Genomic DNA, 18927 nt, shown 5'->3' on the forward strand with positions numbered 1-18927 from the left:
TCTGATTTTGTTTGGCATAAAAAAGCCCGGTTTCCGGGCTTTTTTATGCCTGTCTGGCAGGCAGGAAGTTCGGCGAGAACAACTTGTTGGGGCTGGGCGGTGGGCTGCTGCGCTGTAGTTTCAGGCTTTCGGCCAGATTGAGATGATGGGCGAGCTTATGGCTGCATTCGATATTGCGTGCCACAGCTCCAGCCGAGCTTTTGCCGATGCCGATCAACGCCAGTAGGGTGGTCAGCAGGGCCATGCCGGCGAGCATGAGCAGGCGGGTGCGTTGCGTTCTGATCATGGCGGCACCTCAGCTCAGCGAGAGGGCGCGCAGCAGTGCCGGCAGATGGCTGATCAAATTCTGCAGGGACGCGGATTGCTCGAAGGTCGGCGTACTTGGCTTCAGGCTGGCATAACTCAATACCAACACGGTGGACGTGCTGATCAGATACAGGCCGATAGCGGCAAGTGCGCCGTTGCGGGCCGCTTGTGAGAGGCGTGACATGTCTGTGCTCCAGGTCTGGAATGGGCGTGGGCACAGAATCGCTCAAGGCATTTCGATTGAGTAATGGATGTTTTTTAGAGTAACTATCGATCGTTTTGATGATTGATGCGGTTCAAAGCGCCTACTGACAACCGCTCACGCAGTCGCCAGTTCCTTGTCCATCTTGCTGATGCACTCATTCATGGCCTGCTGGCAGCGTTCCATCAATGCCGGCATGTCGTCCAGACTCATGCCCGCAGTGGGGATCGCCGGCAGCGAGCGGATCAGGACGTCGCCGCTGTTCCAGCGATTCAAGCGCATCGATTTGGCGTAGTTGCTCACGCACACCGGGATGATCGGAACACCTGCATTGATCGCCATCTGGAAGGCCCCCTTCTTGAACGGCAACAGGCCGCGACCTAGGTTGCGTGTGCCCTCCGGGAAGACCCAGATCGAGGTGTCGCGATTGCGCAGGGTTTCGGTGGTGGTCAGCATGGCCCGTTTGGCGGCCAGGGCGTTGCTGCGGTCGATCAGTACGTTGCCCGCCAGCCAGTAGAGTTGGCCGAAGAATGGCACCCATTTGAGGCTCTTCTTGCCAATGCTCACTGTGCGCTTGGGGACGACACGACCCAGCACATACAGATCGAAGTTGGACTGATGGTTGGCGATGATCACGCAGGAGCGTTGGTGTGCCAGTAGCGGGCCTACATCGGTCTTCAGCTTCAGGCGTAGCAGACGCAGCGCCGGGCGCGAATAAAGGCGTGCGCAAAGGCGACTGTTGTCAGGGTTGAATGGGCGGCACAGGCCGATCAGCAGTCCGAGTACACCGGCCACGAGAAAATGCACGCCCATCAGTAGCATGCGCAAAACGAAGAGCATTTGCAGGAACCGTAAGAGGAGGGGCGCGCAGTGTACGGACGTTCACTCTTTCCGGCAATTGCCTGGAACCTGCAAGTGGTGTTGGCTAACGTCTTGAATTGTCGCAGATCTTATCTGCTTTGCCGGCCATGAAAAAGGGCGCCTTGCGGCGCCCCTGAGCTGTCACTGATTTTCGGATTTGACGGCTTTTCCAGGCAGCAGTCCGTCTGCCCGGAACATCGCCTTGATCCCGCGTAGCGCCTGGCGCGTACGGTCCTGGTTCTCGATCAGGGCGAAGCGCACGTGATCGTCGCCGTAGTCACCGAAGCCCAGCCCTGGCGACACGCAGACCTTGGCTTCGGCCAGCAGCTTCTTGGCGAATTCCAGCGAACCCAGATGGGCGTAGGCCTCGGGAATCTTGGCCCAGATGTACATCGAAGCCTTGGGGTTCTCCACCATCCAGCCGATCTCGTGCAGGCCTTTGACCAGCAGGTTGCGGCGCTGGCGGTATTGCTCGGCGATATCGCGCACGCACTGCTGGTCGCCCTCCAGGGCCGCGATGGCCGCGACCTGCAGCGGGGTGAAGGTGCCGTAGTCGTGGTAGCTCTTGATCCGCGCCAGGGCGTTGACCAGTTCGGGGTTGCCGACCATGAAACCGATGCGCCAGCCGGCCATGTTGTAACTCTTGGACAGGGTGAAGAACTCCACCGCGATGTCCTTGGCGCCCGGTACCTGCATGATCGACGGGGCTTTCCAGCCGTCGTAGACGATGTCGGCGTAGGCCAGGTCGTGCACCACCAGTACGTCGTACTGCTTGGCCAGGGCCACCACGCGCTCGAAGAAGTCCAGCTCCACACACTGCGCGGTGGGGTTGGAGGGGAAGCCGAGGATCATCATCTTCGGCTTGGGAATCGACTCGCGGATAGCCCGTTCCAGCTCGGCGAAGAAGTCCACGCCCGGCACCAGCGGCACCGAGCGCACCTGGGCGCCGGCGATCACCGCGCCATAGATGTGGATCGGGTAGCTGGGGTTGGGCACCAGCACGGTGTCGCCATGGTCGAGGGTGGCCAGCATCAGGTGCGCCAGGCCTTCCTTGGAGCCGATGGTGACGATGGCTTCGCTTTCCGGGTCGATCTCCACGTCATAGCGGTCCTGGTACCAGCGCGAGATGGCACGGCGCAGGCGCGGAATACCGCGGGAGGTGGAGTAGCCGTGGGTGTCTTCGCGTTGGGCGACCTGCACCAGCTTCTCGACGATGTGCGGCGGAGTCGCACCGTCGGGGTTGCCCATGGAAAAGTCGATGATGTCTTCACCGCGACGGCGCGCGGCCATCTTCAGTTCAGCGGTGATATTGAAGACGTAAGGGGGGAGACGATCGATGCGCGCAAAGCGGCGCTTGGCGTTATCAGCCATGATTTCCTCGAAGTACGTAAGCGCCCGGAACCGTCCGAGCGACGTTGGTCACTGCTGTGACCTGGCGGCGACGATACGCCCGTGCTCGCCAGGCTGTCCAGTGCAGTTCCGGGGGAAAACAGCAAAGCAGTTAGTTACTCGCCATGCTGCTCTTTCAAGCGCAGCAACAATGCGCCCAGGGCTTGTACATCGGCATCCTCCGTGCGCCAGGAGGACAGGCTCAAGCGGAAGGCCGGGCGCCCTTGCCAAACCGTTGGGCCGAACCAGGCCTCGCCCGATGCCTGTGCAGCCTGGCGAATGGCGTGGGTCTGCTGGTCAGAATCGCCGCGCACCAGGATCTGATTGAGCACTACCCGGTTCAACACCTGATAGCCCGCGCTGCGCAGCGTTTCGGCCAGTTCTGCCGCTTGGCGGATATGTCGGTCGATCATGGCTTGCAGCCCCGTGCGCCCCAGATTAGCCAGTGCCGCCCAGATGGCAATGCCGCGGGCGCGCCGGGAAAACTCCAGCGTGAGGTTCTTCTGCGCCTCCTTGCTGGCACTGGCGTATGCGGCGTCGCTGTTCATCGCCGCTGCGAGTGCGTCGGCGTCGCGGCAGATAGCCATAGCGCTGTCGTATGGTGTGTTCAGCCACTTGTGACCGTCGGTCGTCCAGCTATCGGCCAGTTCCACACCTTCAAGCCAATGCGCCGAGGAGGAAGCGCGGGCCCACAGGCCAAACGCACCATCGATATGCACCCAGGCGCCAGCCTTGCGGGCGAGGGGAAGCAGCTCGGAGAAACGATCGAACTCGCCGCTGTTGACCTCGCCCGCCTGGAGAATGAGTAAGGTGCGCTCGTCCAGTGCTGGCAGGCTTTGCGGGTCGATACGGCCGTATGCATCCGTCGGTGCGTAATGCAGATGGTTCATGCCGAAACCCAGTACCCGCAACGCTTTCTTCACCGTGATATGTGCTGTCTCCGCGAGAACGACTCGCAGCGGTGGAGCGCCCAGCAGGCCATCGCCGTCGAAGTCCCAGCCGAGACGTGCCAGTAGCGTGCGCCTTGCCGCGCAAAGGCAGGCAAGGGTGCAGGCGGTCGCGCTGGTGCCAAAGCCCACGGCGCTCTGTTCAGGCAAGCCCAATGCCTGGCAGACCCAGCGCCCTGCAATCTTTTCCAGGCGATCGGCGACAGGGGAATTGTCGAAGGACGAAGCGCACTGGTCCCAGGCCAGCACCAGACGTTCGGCGGCGGCTGCCGCTGGTAGCGTCGCTCCGATGACGAAGCCGAAGTAGCGTCCGCCGTTGCTCGCCACCGTTGCCGGTGAGCCGATGTCATCGAGCTGGCGCAGCACCTGCTCAGCAGCGTGGCCCTGTTCCGGCAGTGGCTGGTCGAAAGCAGCCAGAGCCGCGATGGCAGGGGCATCGGGGAAGACTCGGCGCGTGGGGATGCCATCCAGGTAGGTGAGGGCGCGGCGGTCGGCTTCGGCCAGCAGGTCGTGTTCGGTCATAAGGGAATCCTCGGCTAGGGGCTGTCTACCCTAGCCGAGGCTGGCGGGACGGGGCATACACAGGCGTCGGCGAAGGCGGCTGTAACAGTTGTCTGGCTGATACAGTCCGTACCGGTACAGTGAACTGTTTTAGCGGTACAGTTGCTTAGCCGCCGAGCATGTCGTGCATGGCGATGATCTGTTCGGCGACCTGGATCAGTTTCTGTTGACGGCTCATGGCCTGGCGACGCATCAGGGTGTAGGCCTCCTCTTCGTTGCAGCTTTTCATCTTCATCAGCAGGCCCTTGGCCAACTCCACGCGCTTGCGCTCGGCCAGCTGTGCATCGCGGGCCTGCAACTGCGCGCGCAGTGCCTGGTCGCTCTCGAAACGTGCCATGGCCACATCGAGAATAGGCTGCAGGCGCTGGGCGTGAATGCCTTCGACGATGTAGGCGCTGACACCACTCTGGATTGCCTGGCGCATCACGCCGGGGTCGTGTTCGTCGGTGAACATGACGATCGGTCGCGGCTGGTCACGGCTGACCAGGACCACTTGCTCCATGACGTCGCGGCCGGGGGATTCGGTATCGATCAGGATCACGTCGGGGCGCACGGCCTCGACGCGCTCGGGTAGGTCGATGGTCAGCCCGGATTCGTCGATCACCTCGAAACCCGCCTCGATCAGTGCGGACCTCAGGCGGCCGACTTTCTTCGGGGTGTCGTTGATCAGCAGGATACGCAGCATCGGTGGCTCTCCGGCAGTTACAGGGCGACAGCCGGGCTGTCGGCCAGGGCGTGGAGGCGGAAGCTGCGGGCATAGGCGGCCGGGTCGCTGCCATCCCAGCAGGTGCCGTCCTGCAGAATGGAGCTGCGCATTTCACCCGGTACGGCGATACCGAGCGCCGTAGCCGCCTCGCGATACAGCCCCAACTGCTGGACCTGGCGGGCGACGCCGAGGTAATCGGGGTCGCTGCGCAGCAGGCCCCAGCGACGGAACTGGGTCATGAACCACATGGCATCGGACAGATAGGGCTGGTTGACCAGGCCATCGGCATGGAAGCGCAGTGGATGTTCGTCCTGCCAGCTGTGGCCGAGGCCATCCTGATACTGGCCAAGGAAGCGCGGGGTAATGGCCGAGGCCGGTGCGTTGACGTATTCGTTGCCGCTGAGCAGCAGAGCGCTGCTGCGCCGGTTTTCTTCGCTCTCGTCGATAAAGCGGGCTGCTTCGAGCACCGCCATGATCAGGGCACGGGCGGTGTTGGGGTTTTGCTGAATGAAGTCGCGCGTGCAGCCCAGTACTTTCTCCGGGTGGTCTGGCCAGATCGCTTGGATGGTGGTGACCGTGCAGCCGAGCTGTTCATCGACGGCCTTGGCGGTCCAGGGCTCGCCGACGCAGAAACCATCGATACGTTCGGCTTTGAGGTGCTCGACCATCTGTGGCGGCGGTACCACCACGCTGTCGACATCGCGCAGCGGGTGAATGCCCTGGCTGGCCAGCCAGTAGTAGAGCCACATGGCATGGGTGCCGGTGGGGAAGGTTTGGGCAAAGGTCAGGCGCGCCTCATGCTGGTGCACGTATTGGTGCAGTGCCTCGCCATTGGTCACGCCAGCCGCTTGCAGTGTATGAGACAGGTTGATGCTCTGGCCGTTCTGGTTCAGCCCCATGAGCACCGCCATATCGGTTGCCGGAGCGCCACCAAGGCCAAGCTGTACGCCGTAGATCAGGCCGTACAGGCTGTGAGCGGCATCCAGTTCGCCGCTGAGCAGGCGATCACGCAGGCCGGCCCAGGAAGCTTGACGTTGCAGCTTGAGGCTTAGGCCGTACTTTTCGGCGAAGCCCTGGGTGGCGGCGACGATCACCGAAGCCGAATCGCTCAAGGCCATGAAGCCAAGGTTCAAGCTGCTCTTCTCGGGTGCATCGCTGCCCCAGGCCCAGGCCAGGGCGTCGTCGCGAGGGGTGTCATGTTCGCTCATGCTGCGTCCTTAGCGTTTACGCAAATACTCTGGCTCACCATCGGCTGGGGGCACGCTAGCGCCTGCTTTGGCTCGACAGTGTTGACCACCAATGACCGGTCACAAAAAAGCGTCGTAGCAATCCCCGGCTGCAGAGCCGGAGTTGCATACGACGCCGTTGTCGATCAAGCCGTTTCCAGCGTTGGAAGGGCCTTATGCCACGAAATGAAGCAAGGCATATGCCAGTGGGCATTCACTCATCAGCGTTCCAGCATTTGCCTGACGCTGCTCTGTGGGATTTGCTGCTTGCGGCCCTCGTTGTCGGTGAACTCGAGCATGCCGGTGTCCTCGTCCAGCTCAGGCTTGCCATCGCTGGTGAGCATCTGCCCGTCGGTGGTGGTAATGATGTACTCGCTGGCGCAACCGACCAGGCCGAGCAGGCACAGGCCGACGATGATCCATGGCTTCATGATGTACTCCTTAAAGGTGCGGGGGATCCCCACTGAATGAAGTTAGCTGCTGCTGTAGCGGCTGCAAGGCAGTGCGGCAAAAGGTCTTTTTCAGCGTGCACAAAAAAGCCCCGCACTGGGCGGGGCTCTTTTTACAACGCTTGGATCAGGCCTGAACGACCGGGATCTTGGCGTTGGCCGCGGCTTCACGGAAGTCGGCGATCTGGTCGAAGCTCAGGTAGCGGTAGATGTCGCCAGCCATGCTGTCGATATCTTTCGCGTAGGCCATGTACTCCTCGACGGTCGGCAGTTTGCCGATGATCGAAGCGACCGCTGCCAGTTCGGCGGAGGCCAGGTACACGTTGGCGCCATCGCCCAGACGGTTCGGGAAGTTACGGGTGGAGGTCGAGACCACGGTAGCGTTGGCAGCCACTCGCGCCTGGTTACCCATGCACAGCGAGCAGCCCGGCATTTCCATGCGTGCACCGGCCTTGCCGTAGATGCCGTAGTAGCCTTCCTCGGTCAGCTGGTGGGCATCCATCTTGGTCGGCGGCGACAGCCACAGACGGGTCGGGATGCTGCCCTTGACCTTGTCCAGCAGCTTGCCGGCAGCGCGGAAGTGGCCGATGTTGGTCATGCACGAACCGATGAACACTTCGTCGATCTTGTCGCCGGCCACAGTGGACAGCAGGCGGGCGTCGTCCGGATCGTTCGGGGCGCACAGTACCGGCTCGTTGAGCTCGGCCAAGTCGATCTCGATGACCTCGGCGTACTCGGCGTCTTTGTCGGCTTCCATCAGCACCGGGTTGGCCAGCCAGGCTTCCATCGCCTGAGCGCGACGCTCCAGGGTGCGGGCATCGCCGTAGCCTTCGCTGATCATCCAGCGCAGCAGGGTGATGTTGGACTGCAGGTATTCGGCGATGGCCGCTTCCGGCAGTTTGATGGTGCAGCCAGCAGCCGAACGCTCGGCGGAGGCGTCGGACAGTTCGAACGCCTGCTCGACGGTCAGGCTGTCCAGGCCTTCGATCTCGAGGATGCGGCCGGAGAAGATATTCTTCTTGCCTTTCTTCTCGACGGTCAGCAGGCCTTTCTGGATGGCGTAGTAAGGGATGGCATGGACCAGGTCACGCAGGGTGATACCCGGTTGCATCTTGCCCTTGAAACGCACCAGAACGGATTCCGGCATGTCCAGCGGCATGACGCCGGTGGCAGCAGCGAAGGCCACCAGGCCGGAGCCGGCCGGGAAGCTAATGCCGATCGGGAAGCGGGTGTGCGAGTCGCCGCCGGTGCCGACGGTGTCCGGCAGGAGCATGCGGTTCAGCCAGCTGTGGATGATGCCGTCGCCCGGACGCAGGGACACGCCGCCACGGGTGCGGATGAAATCCGGCAGGGTGTGGTGGGTGGTGACGTCGATCGGCTTCGGATAGGCCGCGGTATGGCAGAACGACTGCATCACCAGGTCAGCGGAGAAGCCCAGGCAAGCCAGGTCTTTCAGCTCGTCGCGGGTCATCGGGCCGGTGGTGTCCTGGGAGCCGACGGTGGTCATCTTCGGTTCGCAGTAGGTGCCCGGACGCACGCCTTCGACGCCGCAAGCCTTGCCGACCATCTTCTGTGCCAGGGTGAAGCCCTTGCCGCTGTCAGCCGGCTGCTCCGGCTTCTTGAACAGGTCGGAGGAGCCCAGGCCCAGTTCGGCGCGCGCCTTCTCGGTCAGGCCGCGGCCGACGATCAGCGGGATACGGCCGCCAGCGCGGACTTCGTCGAGCAGCACCGCGGTCTTCAGTTCGAAGGTGGTGATGACGTCGTCGGTGCCGTGCTTGCACACTTTGCCGGCGTACGGGTAGACGTCGATCACGTCGCCCATGTTGATGTTCGATACGTCGAACTCGATCGGCAGGGCGCCGGCATCTTCCATGGTGTTGTAGAAGATCGGAGCGATCTTGGTGCCGAAGCAGAAGCCGCCAGCGCGCTTGTTCGGAACGTACGGGATGTCGTCGCCGAAGAACCACAGTACCGAGTTGGTAGCGGATTTACGCGAAGAACCGGTACCGACCACGTCGCCGACGTAGGCAACCGGGAAGCCCTTGGCCTTGATCTCTTCGATCTGCTTCAGCGGGCCGATGGCGCCTTGCTGCTCCGGCACGATGCCGTCGCGAGCCATTTTCAGCATGGCCAGTGCGTGCAGCGGGATGTCGGGGCGCGACCAGGCGTCCGGGGCAGGGGACAGGTCGTCGGTGTTGGTTTCGCCCGGTACCTTGAACACGGCCAGGCTGTATTTTTCGGCGATGGCCGGCTTGTTGGTGAACCACTCGCCATCGGCCCAGGACTGCAGCACGGCTTTGGCGTTGGCATTGCCGGCCTTGGCTTTTTCAGCCACGTCGTGGAAGGCATCGAACATCAGCAGGGTGTGCTTGAGTTGCTCGGCGGCGACGGTGCCCAGAGCGGCATCGTCCAGCAGCTCGACCATGGTGGCGATGTTGTAGCCGCCCTGCATGGTGCCCAGCAGCTCAACGGCGCGTTGCTGGCTGATCAGCGGGGATTTGGCTTCGCCCTTGGCGACAGCAGAGAGGAAACCGGCCTTGACGTAGGCGGCTTCGTCCACGCCTGGCGGTACGCGGTTGGTGATCAGGTCTACGAGGAATTCTTCTTCGCCAGCCGGCGGGTTCTTCAGCAGCTCGACCAGGCCTGCGGTTTGTTCGGCGTTCAGCGGCTGGGGCACGATACCCTGAGCGGCACGCTCTGCTACGTGTTTGCGATAGGCTTCAAGCACAGTTATTACCCTCATCAGTGGTCCCAAAGGGTTGTCCGGGACGCGATCCAGATACCCACGAACCAGGCGCTTTTCGACTTTATGAGCCGATCAGCCGAGGTTTCATGGATCTCTTGTAGAAGCTGCTTTCAAAGTTTTACGCCGGCAGGACGGTTTCTGATGAAGCCGACGCAGACGCTCGGGGGGACTCCGAGTGGCTGCGCCGCCATCGTACCTGCAGGATCGACTGTGCTCGTGACGCTTTGAAAACAGCTTCCAACGGACATTGGCGCCGTAAAAGGCGGGCTGATTCTACTGGAAAGCGCGGATAAAGTTAAGCCGATGTCCCCGCATCCGTGGGGGTGATAAGGATTAGACAAAGGGCTAAGATGCTCGGCCGTTTTGCTGTTTATGTTGTTTCGCCATGTCCAATCAGCGCATCAAGACGCCCTGTGTGGGGCTGTGTTCGACCGTATACGGCGATGTCGTGTGCCGCGGTTGCAAGCGCTTTCATCATGAGGTGATCAACTGGAACAGCTACAACGACGATGAGAAGCGCGCGGTCTGGACGCGGCTGGAAGTGCTGCTGGTACAGGTAATGGCGGCCAAGCTGGAAGTATTCGATGAGCAGCGCTTGCGCAGCCAGCTGGAGCAGCGGCAGATTCGCTTCGTGCCGCAGCAGTCACCTTACTGTTGGGCGTACCAATTGATCGCGCGCGGGGCGCGGATGATCAATCAGCTGGAAGCCTACGGCATGGTGCTACTGCCGGAGTTTCGCGATTGGGGCCTGCCCGAGCTGCGCGATGCCATCGACCGCGAGTTCTTCCTGCTGTCCGAGGCGCACTACGAGCGCTACATTGCGCCCAGGTTTCTGCGAGAAGGTCTGGAGGTGCGGGTCTAGCTGCGGGTCAGTTATTGCTGAAAATGCCGCTCTGTCCAGAGCGGCATTTTCATTTGTGCAGGTGCTTCAGCGCTGCGCCACCAGTTCCTCGAGGTGAGCAATGACTTCATCCGGCTTGAGGACCAGTACATCGCTTTCCAGTGCGTCGAGTATGACTTCAGCGGTGTTGCCGATCAGCGCACCGGACAGCCCCGTGCGGGCCACGGTGCCGATCACCGTGACCGCTGCGCCGAGCCGGTGAGCCGTTTGCGGGATCACTACGTCGGCCGGGCCTTCTAACACATGCAGGCGTTCGTCGCTGATGTCGTACTCGGCCTGGAAGCTGCGGCATTGCTCACGGTAGCGCGCCTCGATGGTTTCCTTGAGCTGGAAGGTTGGGTCGGCTGCCGACAACATCGGCGTCGGGTGTGCGGTAGTCACGTGCAGTGTGCCTTTGGCCAGGCCGGCGATATCGTAACCGTGGCTGATGATGCCGGAATGCAGGGTGCGGTGTTCGCCATCGGCGTTACCGACATCCACAGCGGCCAGGATGGTTCCGCCAGTCCAGGGGCGATCCGTCTTGACCATCAGCACGGGGCCCGGGCAGTAACGCAGCAGCTTCCAGTCCTCAGGCGTGAGCAGGGCTTTCTTCAACGGGTTGTCCGGCAGATGCTGCTTGACCACCAGACCACAGCCTTCGGCCTGCTGCACCGCGATGATGGTCTGGTGCTGGTTGTCATGCCAGGACTGTTGCGTGGATACGCCGAAGCCCTCTGCTGCGAGGCTGCTGCTCAGGTCGTTGAGCCAGGCGCTGTGGTCGCCTTTCTTGTCGCACACCAGTAGATGCAAGTGCGACTGGGTGACTCCAGCTATCAGTTTTGCCCGCTTCAATGCGAGGCCTTCCGGGTGTTGGGGCTCCATCACCACCAGAATGCTACGGATCGCTTGCATGGTCGTCTCCCTGAGAATGAATAGCGCTTAGCCAACTATAGGGGCGTCGGTTCAAGCAGCTCGTTGACCTGCATCAACGGCGCGCTGGTCGTCGGGCCTGCCACTCGTATAATGGCCCGCCATTTTCAACCTCGCCAGCACCAAGAGCGCTTCACATATGATGTCAAATGCCCAGCATAATCCCGGTAACGGCGAAGAATCGGTATCGATCCTGCAGGAAATTCTCGAATTCCTCGGCGGCATCGCCACACCGGATGCCTGGCTGGACGAGGCCTTGCGTCAGCAGGAAATCCTCCTGCTCGACCACCGCAACCTGGAATACAAGGCAGCACAGACCGCCCTTAGCCTGATGGGGCGCTACCTGACCAAGACCGAATTGACCGCGAGAATGTCGCGTTTGGCCCGTGAGGAGCTGGTGCATTTCGAACAGGTGAGCAAGATCATCCGCGCGCGTGGCATCGAAGTTCGCCATGTTTCAGCGTCGCGCTACGCGGCGGGACTGCGGGCGCTGCTGCGCGGTGGCGAAGTGGAGCGGCTGGTGGACGTGCTGGTGGTGGGCGCCTTCATCGAGGCGCGCTCATGCGAGCGTTTCGCCGCATTGGTGCCGCGTCTGGATGCCGAGCTGGCCAAGTTCTACGCCGGGTTGCTGGAGAGCGAAGGGCGCCACTACCGTGGCTATCTCAAACTCGCCTATCGGTATGGTGACGCGGCGGACGTGGACACGCGTATCGAGGTGGTGCGCGCGGTGGAGCAGGAACTGATCACCTTGCCGGACGAGCAGTTCCGCTTTCACAGCGGTGTGCCGCTGTAGGTTGTGCACTTTACCGGCTGCCGTGTTCAGCAGGCTCCGGCCGCAGTCGGCGGCGTGACCGATGCCTTGTCGCCGCGCAGGATGATCAACGCCAGCAGCACCAAAAGTAATGACGCCCCCGCCAGACCAAAGAATACGCCCTGCAACGAGCCGATGTTTTCACGGACATAACCTGCCAGCAGATTGCCCAATGCACCGCCCAGGCCGAAGGCCACCATGCAGATACCGCTGATTTGCATGGTGGCGGTGGATGAGTAACGGCAGTTGACCCAGCCGGCGACGATGCCCCACATCGGGAAGTACATCAGGCCATAGCCGAACCCTGCGAACAGCGCCCAGCGTCCCGGATCATGAGCGAACGCCCACAGACCCATGGCGAAGCCGCCGAAGATCAGCGCCAGTGCTGCGCCATGACCCTTGCGATCAGCCAGCTTGCCGATCACAAGGCCAGCGATCATGCCGCTGCCACCGACCATCGCCCAGGTGTAGCCGCCCAGTGTGGCTGGCAGACCGAGCTCATCCAGATAGGTGTTGAGCCAGTAGGAGAAGGGCATGGTGGTGAATCCCACTAACAGACAGATCAGACAGGCAATCAGGGCGGTGCGTTCGCCTAACACGATCGCCAGCAGACGCCGCGGAGCGATCATGGCCTCGTGGCTGTCTGTACAAGTCGTTGGCAGCGTCTTCAGGTGCTTCAGCAGGTGCCAGGTCAGGCACACCACCAGGACGCCGAACAGCGACGCGAGCTGCCAGCTCGTCTGCCAGCCGAGCGCAGGTACCACCAGCAGTATCAGCAGGCCGTTTATCGCGTAGCCCCAGGCTGTGCCGCTGGAGGCGCAGGAAAGATAGGTGGCGCGGTCCTCGGCGCGGGCGCAGCGGCTCACGATTTCGACGATGCAGCCCCAACTGATCGCAGCACTGGCGGCCAGGCAGGTCAGCACCAGCGTGATGGTCAGAGGATCGCGGAGCTGCGACATCAAGAACAGCAGACCGCTAGAGGTGATACCGGTCACCAAGGCCAGGCGACTGGTGCCGATACGGTGGCCGAGCGTGCCAAGCAGCAAGGCTCCGCCAAGATAGGCCAGCTGGGTCAGTGCACCGATTATTGCCAGTTGCCAGGGGCTGAAGCCGATGGCCTCGCGCATGAATGGCAACAAGGCGGCGAAGAGAAACATGCCAAATCCGTGGCTGACGATCTGGTTCATACCGAACGTGGTGGGCATCCGCATGGATTCGGGCTCCGCGAGGTTGTATCGGACATCCGCAAGAAGCGGATGGCGCCTAACATAGAGGCTTGCCAGAATCCGCGGAAACGATAAATTTTGATCGTCACGTTCAATAAAGCTGAATTCTGTCATGCGCGACCTGCCCATCGCTCTGCTGCGTACCTTCGTGGTGGTCGCCGAGACGCTCAACCTGACCAGTGCGGCGCTGCGCCTGCACCGCGCGCCGTCGACCATCAGCATGCAGCTCAATCGCCTGGAGGCTTTGGTGGCGGTCGATTTGCTGCAGCGGGGCCAGTATGGTGTCAGGCTGACCCACGCTGGAGAGCAGCTGAAAGCCCATGCCCAGCAGCTGCTGAGCCTGCACGACCGCGTTCTGGGAAGCTTTCGTCATGCCGAGGTGGTGGGGCGGGTGCGCTTTGGTACGCATGATCAGTACGCTACCCGCTCCCTCACGCCGTTGCTGGAAACCTTCGTCCTGAGTTATCCCGAGGCCAGCCTGGAGGTGCTCTGCGATCATCGTCCCGAGTACCTGGCGGCATGCGTTGCAGAGGGCAAGCTGGATCTGGCGCTGGCGGAGATGCCGGCAGGCTCGGACGGCGGTTGCCGGTTGTTTCGTGACCAACTGATCTGGGTGCGCACCGAGGTGCATGCGCCCCAGCAGCGCACACCTCTGCCGTTGGCGGTTTTCGTCGAGGGGTGTCTGCACCGTGACTCGGCCTGTCTGGCGCTCGCCGCAGCTGGGATTCCCTACCGGATCGCCTTCGCCAGTCAAAGCCGTGCCGGCGTTCTCGCCGCTGTGCGCGCGGGAATCGGTGTAGGCGTCATTCCACGTTCGACGCTGGAGCCGGATCTGAAGGTGATCGAGGAGGGCTTGCCCGAGTTACCCGCCACGGACATCACCCTGTTCGTCGCGGATCAGGCCAACGAGGCGACCCGGCGCCTGGCGCAGACTATTCAGGAAAGCCCGCAATATCGGTTGGGCTAGCAGGTAGTTTGCCCGCTGTGATCAGGCGAGCGGGAAGGGGGCCTGCTGCCAATCCCCGCCGTCTATCTGCAAGGCCCAGCCCTGACGATCCCAATCGCCCAGCACGATGCGCCGTGCCGGCTGGCCGTTGACCTCCAGCTCATGCACCGCAGGGCGGTGAGTGTGGCCATGGATCAGCGTGCGCACGCCGTGCGCGGCCATCACCTTGACCACTTCCTGCGGCGTGACATCAACGATTGCGCTGGCCTTCATCCGTGTTTGCGCCTGGCTTTCGTTGCGCAGTTTGCGCGCCAGCTTCTGCCGGGTGGCCAGTGGCAGGTTGCGCAGAATCAGCAGCGACAACGGATTGCGCAGCCAGCGCCGTAGCTTCATGTAACCGACATCCAGGGTGCACAGGCTGTCGCCGTGCATCAGCAGCACCTTTTCACCGCCCATCTGCACCGTGCAGGGATCGCTGAGCAGGGTGCAGCCGGCCTCGTGACAAAACGCCTTGCCGATGAGGAAGTCGCGATTACCGTGCATCAGGTAGATGCGCGTGCCGGCATCGCTCAGCTCGCGCAGGGCGCGGGCGATTTCATGCTGGAAGGGCGACATTCCGTCGTCGCCGATCCAGACTTCGAAGAAGTCGCCGAGAATGTACAGCGCCTCGGCCTGGCGCGCGCGCGTGGCGAGAAAATGCAGAAACGCCCGGGTAATGTCCGGGCGTTTCTCTTCGAGGTGCAGATCGGAGATCAGCAGAATCATCGACTTACTCGGCTACGACTTCGGCCTTCTCGATGATCACGTCGTCCACCGGTACGTCCTGGTGGCCGGCTTTCATGGTGGTGGAAACGCCTTTGATCTTCTCGACCACGTCCATGCCTTCGACCACTTCACCGAACACGGCGTAGCCCCAGCCCTGAACGGTCGGCGCGCTGTGGTTGAGAAAGCCGTTGTCGGCGACGTTGATGAAGAACTGGGCGCTGGCAGAGTGCGGCTCCATGGTGCGGGCCATGGCCACGGTACCGACCTTGTTGGCTACGCCGTTGTTGGCTTCGTTCTTGATCGGTGCGCGGGTCGGCTTCTGCTTCATGCCCGGCTCGAAACCGCCGCCCTGGATCATGAAGTTGCCGATCACACGGTGGAAGATGGTGCCGTCGTAGTGGCCTTCCTTAACGTATTGCTCGAAGTTGGCCACGGTTTCCGGGGCCTTGTCGGCGAACAGGTTGAGGGTGATGACGCCGTGGTTGGTGTGCAGTTTGATCATGATCGTATCCGTGATGAGGCAGATTCGAGCCAGTGGCTCGGGGTGAACAGCCCTGGCAGGTTGGTATGCACCCTGTCAGGGGCTTGACAGGTTGGTTATGATACGGACTTTGCCCGAAGCGGCCTACCCGTGCCGCGCCAGTATTGTTAAGGACACCATGAGCAAGCCCACCGTCGAAAAAGCTGCCAACTTCCTGCGCCCCATCGTCCAGGCCGATCTGGACAGCGGCAAGCACGCCCAGATCGTGACCCGCTTTCCGCCGGAGCCCAACGGCTACCTGCATATCGGTCATGCCAAGAGCATCTGCCTGAATTTCGGCCTGGCCGAAGAGTTCGGCGGCCAGTGCAACCTGCGTTTCGACGACACCAACCCGGCCAAGGAAGATCAGGAATACATCGACGCGATCAAGGCCGACGTCGAGTGGCTGGGCTTCAAGTGGGCGGGCGAGGAGCGCTACGCCTCCAACTACTTCGACCAACTGCATGCTTGGGCCGTCGAGCTGATCAAGGCGGGCAAGGCCTTCGTCTGCGACCTCAACGCTGACGAGATGCGCGAATACCGCGGCAGCCTCAACGAGCCGGGCAAGAACAGCCCGTTCCGTGAGCGTAGCGTCGAGGAAAACCTCGACCTGTTCGCCCGCATGAAAGCCGGCGAGTTCCCCGATGGCGCCCGTTCGCTGCGCGCCAAGATCGACATGGCCTCGCCGAACATCAACTTGCGCGACCCGATCCTCTATCGCATTCGCCACGCTCATCACCATCAGACGGGCGACAAGTGGTGCATCTACCCGAGCTATGACTTCACCCACGGTCAGTCCGATGCCATCGAGGGCGTGACCCACTCGATCTGCACCCTGGAGTTCGAGGATCACCGCCCGCTGTACGAATGGTTCCTGGCCAACCTGCCGGTGCCGGCGACGCCGCGTCAGTACGAATTCGCCCGTCTGAACCTGAACTACACCATCACCAGCAAGCGCAAGCTCAAGCAACTGGTTGATGAGAAGCACGTCAACGGCTGGGACGACCCGCGCATGTCGACCTTGTCCGGCTACCGTCGTCGCGGCTACACGCCGGCCTCGATCCGCACCTTCTGCGACATGATCGGCGTCAACCGTGCCGGCGGCCTGGTGGACATCGGCATGCTTGAGTTCGCCATTCGTGACGATCTGGACGCCAATGCCGCGCGCGCCATGTGCGTGCTCAAGCCGCTGAAGGTGGTCATCAGCAACTACCCGGAAGATCAGGTCGAGAACCTCGAACTGCCGCGCCACCCGAAGCAGGACATGGGCGTGCGCGTGCTGCCGTTCTCCCGCGAGATCTACATCGACGCCAGCGACTTCGAAGAAACCCCGCCGGACGGATTCAAGCGCCTGATTCCCGGTGGCGAAGTGCGCCTGCGCGGCAGCTACGTGATCCGTGCCGACGAGGCTGTCAAGGACGCCGCCGGCAATATCGTCGAGCTGCGCTGCTCCTACGACGAGAACACCCTGGGTAAGAACCCGGAAGGGCGCAAGGTCAAGGGCGTGATCCACTGGGTGCCGGCCGCCGAGAGCGTCGAGTGTGAAGTGCGTCTGTACGACCGCCTGTTCCGCTCGGCCAACCCGGAGAAAGCCGAAGAGGGCGGCAGCTTCCTCGACAACATCAACCCTGATTCGCTGGTGGTGCTCAAAGGCTGCCGCGCCGAGCCGTCGCTGGCCCAGGCCGCTGCCGATGACCGCTTCCAATTCGAACGCGAGGGCTACTTCTGCCTGGACAAGGATTCGAGCGCCGAGGCGCTGGTGTTCAACCGTACTGTCACGCTGCGCGATTCGTGGGGGCAATAACGGCTGTCAAATTGCTGCGCTCGATCATGCTGCGTTGGTGCGAGGTTCGGAATGCTCATGTACTTCAGTACACTCCGCTTCCTCACCTCGCGCCGCCTTGCCTGATCGTCGCTCGCTGCTTTGAAAGCCGTTCTTGAGGAATTAGAAAAGATGCTTTCCATCTACAACACCCTGAGCAAGGTCAAAGAGCCGTTCAAGCCGCTAGAAGGCAACAGCGTACGCATGTACGTGTGCGGCATGACCGTCTATGACTTCTGCCACATCGGCCACGCCCGAGTGATGGTCGCCTTCGATGTGGTCACGCGCTGGCTGCGCGAGCGCGGCTATGACGTGACCTATGTGCGCAACATTACCGACATCGACGACAAGATCATCAAGCGTGCCAATGAGAACGGCGAGCCGTTCGAAGCGCTGGTCGAGCGCATGATCGCCGCTATGCACGAGGACGAAGCGCGTCTGTCCGTGCTGCGCCCGGATATCGAGCCGCGTGCCACCGGGCATATCGCCGGTATGCACCAAATGATTCAGACCCTGATCGACAAGGGCTTCGCCTACGCGCCGGGCAATGGTGACGTGTATTACCGGGTCACCAAGTTCGAAACCTACGGCAAGCTGTCGCGGCGCAAGATCGACGAGCTGAAGATCGGCGCGCGCATCGAGGTCGACGAAGTCAAAGAAGACCCGCTGGACTTCGTGCTGTGGAAGGGCGCCAAGCCGGGCGAGCCGAGCTGGGATTCGCCGTGGGGCAAGGGCCGGCCGGGCTGGCACATCGAGTGCTCGGTGATGTCCACCTGCTGCCTGGGCGAGACCTTCGACATCCACGGCGGCGGCCCGGATCTGGTGTTCCCGCACCACGAGAACGAGATCGCGCAGAGCGAGGCCGCCACCGGCAAGCTTTACGCCAATGCCTGGATGCATGCCGGCGCGGTGCGCGTCGATGGCGAGAAGATGTCCAAGAGCCTGGGCAACTTCTTCACCATCCGCGAGGTGCTGGAGAAGTACCAGCCGGAGGTGGTGCGTTACTTGCTGGTGTCCAGCCATTACCGCAGCCCGATCAACTACTCCGAGGAGAGCCTCAAGGAAGCCAAGGGCGCCCTCGAGCGCTTCTACAACGGCCTGAAAGGTTTGCCGGACGTGGCGCCTGCTGGCGGCGAAGGCTTCGTCGAGCGCTTCGGTGCGGCAATGGACGACGACTTCAACTCGCCGGAAGCCTGCGCGGTACTGTTCGAGATGATTCGCGAGGTCAACCGCCTACGCGAATCCGACCTGCATGCGGCTGCCGCGCTGGCGGCGCAGCTCAAGCGGCTGGCCGGCGTGCTCGGCGTGCTGCAACTGGAGCCGGAGGCCTTCCTTCAGGCTGGTGCGGTCGGCAAGGTCGATGCGGCTGAGGTTGAGGCGTTGATCGCTGCGCGTTTGCAGGCGCGTGCCGAGAAGAACTGGGCAGAGAGCGACCGTATCCGTGACCAGATCACCGCCATGGGCGTGGTGCTGGAAGACGGCAAGGGTGGCACGACCTGGCGTCTGGCTGAATAAGCCGTGCTGCACAATGACCAAGGCCGCTGAGAAGCGGCCTTGGTCGTTTATGGGGTTCTAATCGCGCCGTCGGGCATCGAAGCGCTATGCCCAGCGCTGCTCGCGAAAGCGCTCGACGA

Annotated in this window: 18 protein-coding genes; 5 read left to right on the plus strand and 13 right to left on the minus strand. The window is 62.2% G+C overall.

Features of this window, described 5'->3' with window-relative positions:
- Positions 1 to 43: 43 nt before the first annotated feature.
- From ACJRW5_RS08205 to acnB, 9 genes are all read right to left on the minus strand, one after another.
- A complete protein-coding gene (locus ACJRW5_RS08205) occupies positions 44 to 286 on the minus strand; it encodes a hypothetical protein (protein WP_484570034.1) in 243 nt (80 codons plus the stop codon).
- 9 nt (positions 287 to 295) lie between these two features.
- Complete coding sequence (locus ACJRW5_RS08210) at positions 296 to 490, minus strand: hypothetical protein (protein WP_484570035.1); 195 nt, start codon at positions 488 to 490, stop codon at positions 296 to 298.
- A gap of 135 nt (positions 491 to 625) precedes the next feature.
- Positions 626 to 1348, minus strand: a complete 723-nt coding sequence (locus tag ACJRW5_RS08215) for a 1-acylglycerol-3-phosphate O-acyltransferase (RefSeq protein ID WP_484570036.1) — start codon at positions 1346 to 1348, stop codon at positions 626 to 628.
- Positions 1349 to 1510: 162 nt separating this feature from the next.
- Positions 1511 to 2740 carry an alanine transaminase gene (gene alaC / locus ACJRW5_RS08220; RefSeq protein ID WP_484570037.1) on the minus strand — a complete coding sequence of 410 codons (1230 nt, stop codon included), beginning with the start codon at positions 2738 to 2740 and terminating at the stop codon, positions 1511 to 1513.
- 134 nt (positions 2741 to 2874) lie between these two features.
- On the minus strand, positions 2875 to 4227 hold the full coding sequence (locus ACJRW5_RS08225; protein ID WP_484570038.1) for a pyridoxal phosphate-dependent decarboxylase family protein: 1353 nt from the start codon (positions 4225 to 4227) through the stop codon (positions 2875 to 2877).
- Positions 4228 to 4372: 145 nt separating this feature from the next.
- Positions 4373 to 4951, minus strand: coding sequence for an ANTAR domain-containing response regulator (locus ACJRW5_RS08230; RefSeq protein WP_484570039.1), 579 nt, complete (start codon positions 4949 to 4951; stop codon positions 4373 to 4375).
- Between the two features lie 17 nt (positions 4952 to 4968).
- A complete protein-coding gene (locus ACJRW5_RS08235; RefSeq protein WP_484570040.1) occupies positions 4969 to 6180 on the minus strand; it encodes a CmpA/NrtA family ABC transporter substrate-binding protein in 1212 nt (403 codons plus the stop codon).
- 239 nt (positions 6181 to 6419) lie between these two features.
- Positions 6420 to 6629, minus strand: coding sequence for a YgdI/YgdR family lipoprotein (locus ACJRW5_RS08240; protein WP_484570041.1), 210 nt, complete (start codon positions 6627 to 6629; stop codon positions 6420 to 6422).
- Between the two features lie 145 nt (positions 6630 to 6774).
- Entirely contained in the window at positions 6775 to 9375 is a 2601-nt protein-coding gene (gene acnB / locus ACJRW5_RS08245; RefSeq protein WP_484570264.1) for a bifunctional aconitate hydratase 2/2-methylisocitrate dehydratase, read from the minus strand.
- Between the two features lie 403 nt (positions 9376 to 9778).
- On the opposite strand from acnB, the gene ACJRW5_RS08250 reads away from it, so the two are divergent.
- Complete coding sequence (locus ACJRW5_RS08250) at positions 9779 to 10255, plus strand: DUF1289 domain-containing protein (protein WP_484570042.1); 477 nt, start codon at positions 9779 to 9781, stop codon at positions 10253 to 10255.
- 66 nt (positions 10256 to 10321) lie between these two features.
- Here ACJRW5_RS08250 and ACJRW5_RS08255 read toward each other — a convergent pair whose 3' ends face one another.
- Positions 10322 to 11185 carry a universal stress protein gene (locus tag ACJRW5_RS08255; protein WP_484570043.1) on the minus strand — a complete coding sequence of 288 codons (864 nt, stop codon included), beginning with the start codon at positions 11183 to 11185 and terminating at the stop codon, positions 10322 to 10324.
- Between the two features lie 157 nt (positions 11186 to 11342).
- On the opposite strand from ACJRW5_RS08255, the gene ACJRW5_RS08260 reads away from it, so the two are divergent.
- The gene (locus tag ACJRW5_RS08260; protein WP_484570044.1) at positions 11343 to 11996 is read left to right on the plus strand and encodes a MiaE family protein; all 654 of its coding nucleotides are present in this window, start codon (positions 11343 to 11345) and stop codon (positions 11994 to 11996) included.
- Positions 11997 to 12022: 26 nt separating this feature from the next.
- On the opposite strand, the gene ACJRW5_RS08265 is transcribed toward ACJRW5_RS08260, so the two are convergent.
- Positions 12023 to 13354 (minus strand): MFS transporter, encoded by a 1332-nt coding sequence (locus tag ACJRW5_RS08265; RefSeq protein ID WP_484570045.1) that lies wholly within the window; start codon positions 13352 to 13354, stop codon positions 12023 to 12025.
- Between ACJRW5_RS08265 and ACJRW5_RS08270 the strand changes: the two genes are divergently transcribed.
- Positions 13353 to 14207 carry a LysR substrate-binding domain-containing protein gene (locus tag ACJRW5_RS08270; RefSeq protein ID WP_484570046.1) on the plus strand — a complete coding sequence of 285 codons (855 nt, stop codon included), beginning with the start codon at positions 13353 to 13355 and terminating at the stop codon, positions 14205 to 14207. The genes ACJRW5_RS08265 and ACJRW5_RS08270 overlap by 2 nt on opposite strands.
- 21 nt (positions 14208 to 14228) lie before the next feature.
- Here the strand turns inward: ACJRW5_RS08270 and lpxH are convergent, their stop codons facing one another.
- Both lpxH and ACJRW5_RS08280 read right to left on the minus strand, forming a co-directional pair.
- Positions 14229 to 14951 (minus strand): UDP-2,3-diacylglucosamine diphosphatase, encoded by a 723-nt coding sequence (gene lpxH, locus ACJRW5_RS08275; protein WP_484570047.1) that lies wholly within the window; start codon positions 14949 to 14951, stop codon positions 14229 to 14231.
- 4 nt (positions 14952 to 14955) lie between these two features.
- Positions 14956 to 15453 carry a peptidylprolyl isomerase gene (locus ACJRW5_RS08280; protein ID WP_484570048.1) on the minus strand — a complete coding sequence of 166 codons (498 nt, stop codon included), beginning with the start codon at positions 15451 to 15453 and terminating at the stop codon, positions 14956 to 14958.
- A gap of 157 nt (positions 15454 to 15610) precedes the next feature.
- Here ACJRW5_RS08280 and ACJRW5_RS08285 point away from each other — a divergent pair, with 157 nt between their 5' ends.
- Positions 15611 to 17275, plus strand: coding sequence for a glutamine--tRNA ligase/YqeY domain fusion protein (locus tag ACJRW5_RS08285; protein ID WP_484570049.1), 1665 nt, complete (start codon positions 15611 to 15613; stop codon positions 17273 to 17275).
- 150 nt (positions 17276 to 17425) lie between these two features.
- Positions 17426 to 18808 (plus strand): cysteine--tRNA ligase, encoded by a 1383-nt coding sequence (gene cysS / locus ACJRW5_RS08290; RefSeq protein WP_484570050.1) that lies wholly within the window; start codon positions 17426 to 17428, stop codon positions 18806 to 18808.
- Positions 18809 to 18927: the final 119 nt, after the last annotated feature.

This window comes from Pseudomonas pichavaramensis (genome assembly GCF_050473265.1).
Lineage (GTDB): Bacteria > Pseudomonadota > Gammaproteobacteria > Pseudomonadales > Pseudomonadaceae > Aquipseudomonas.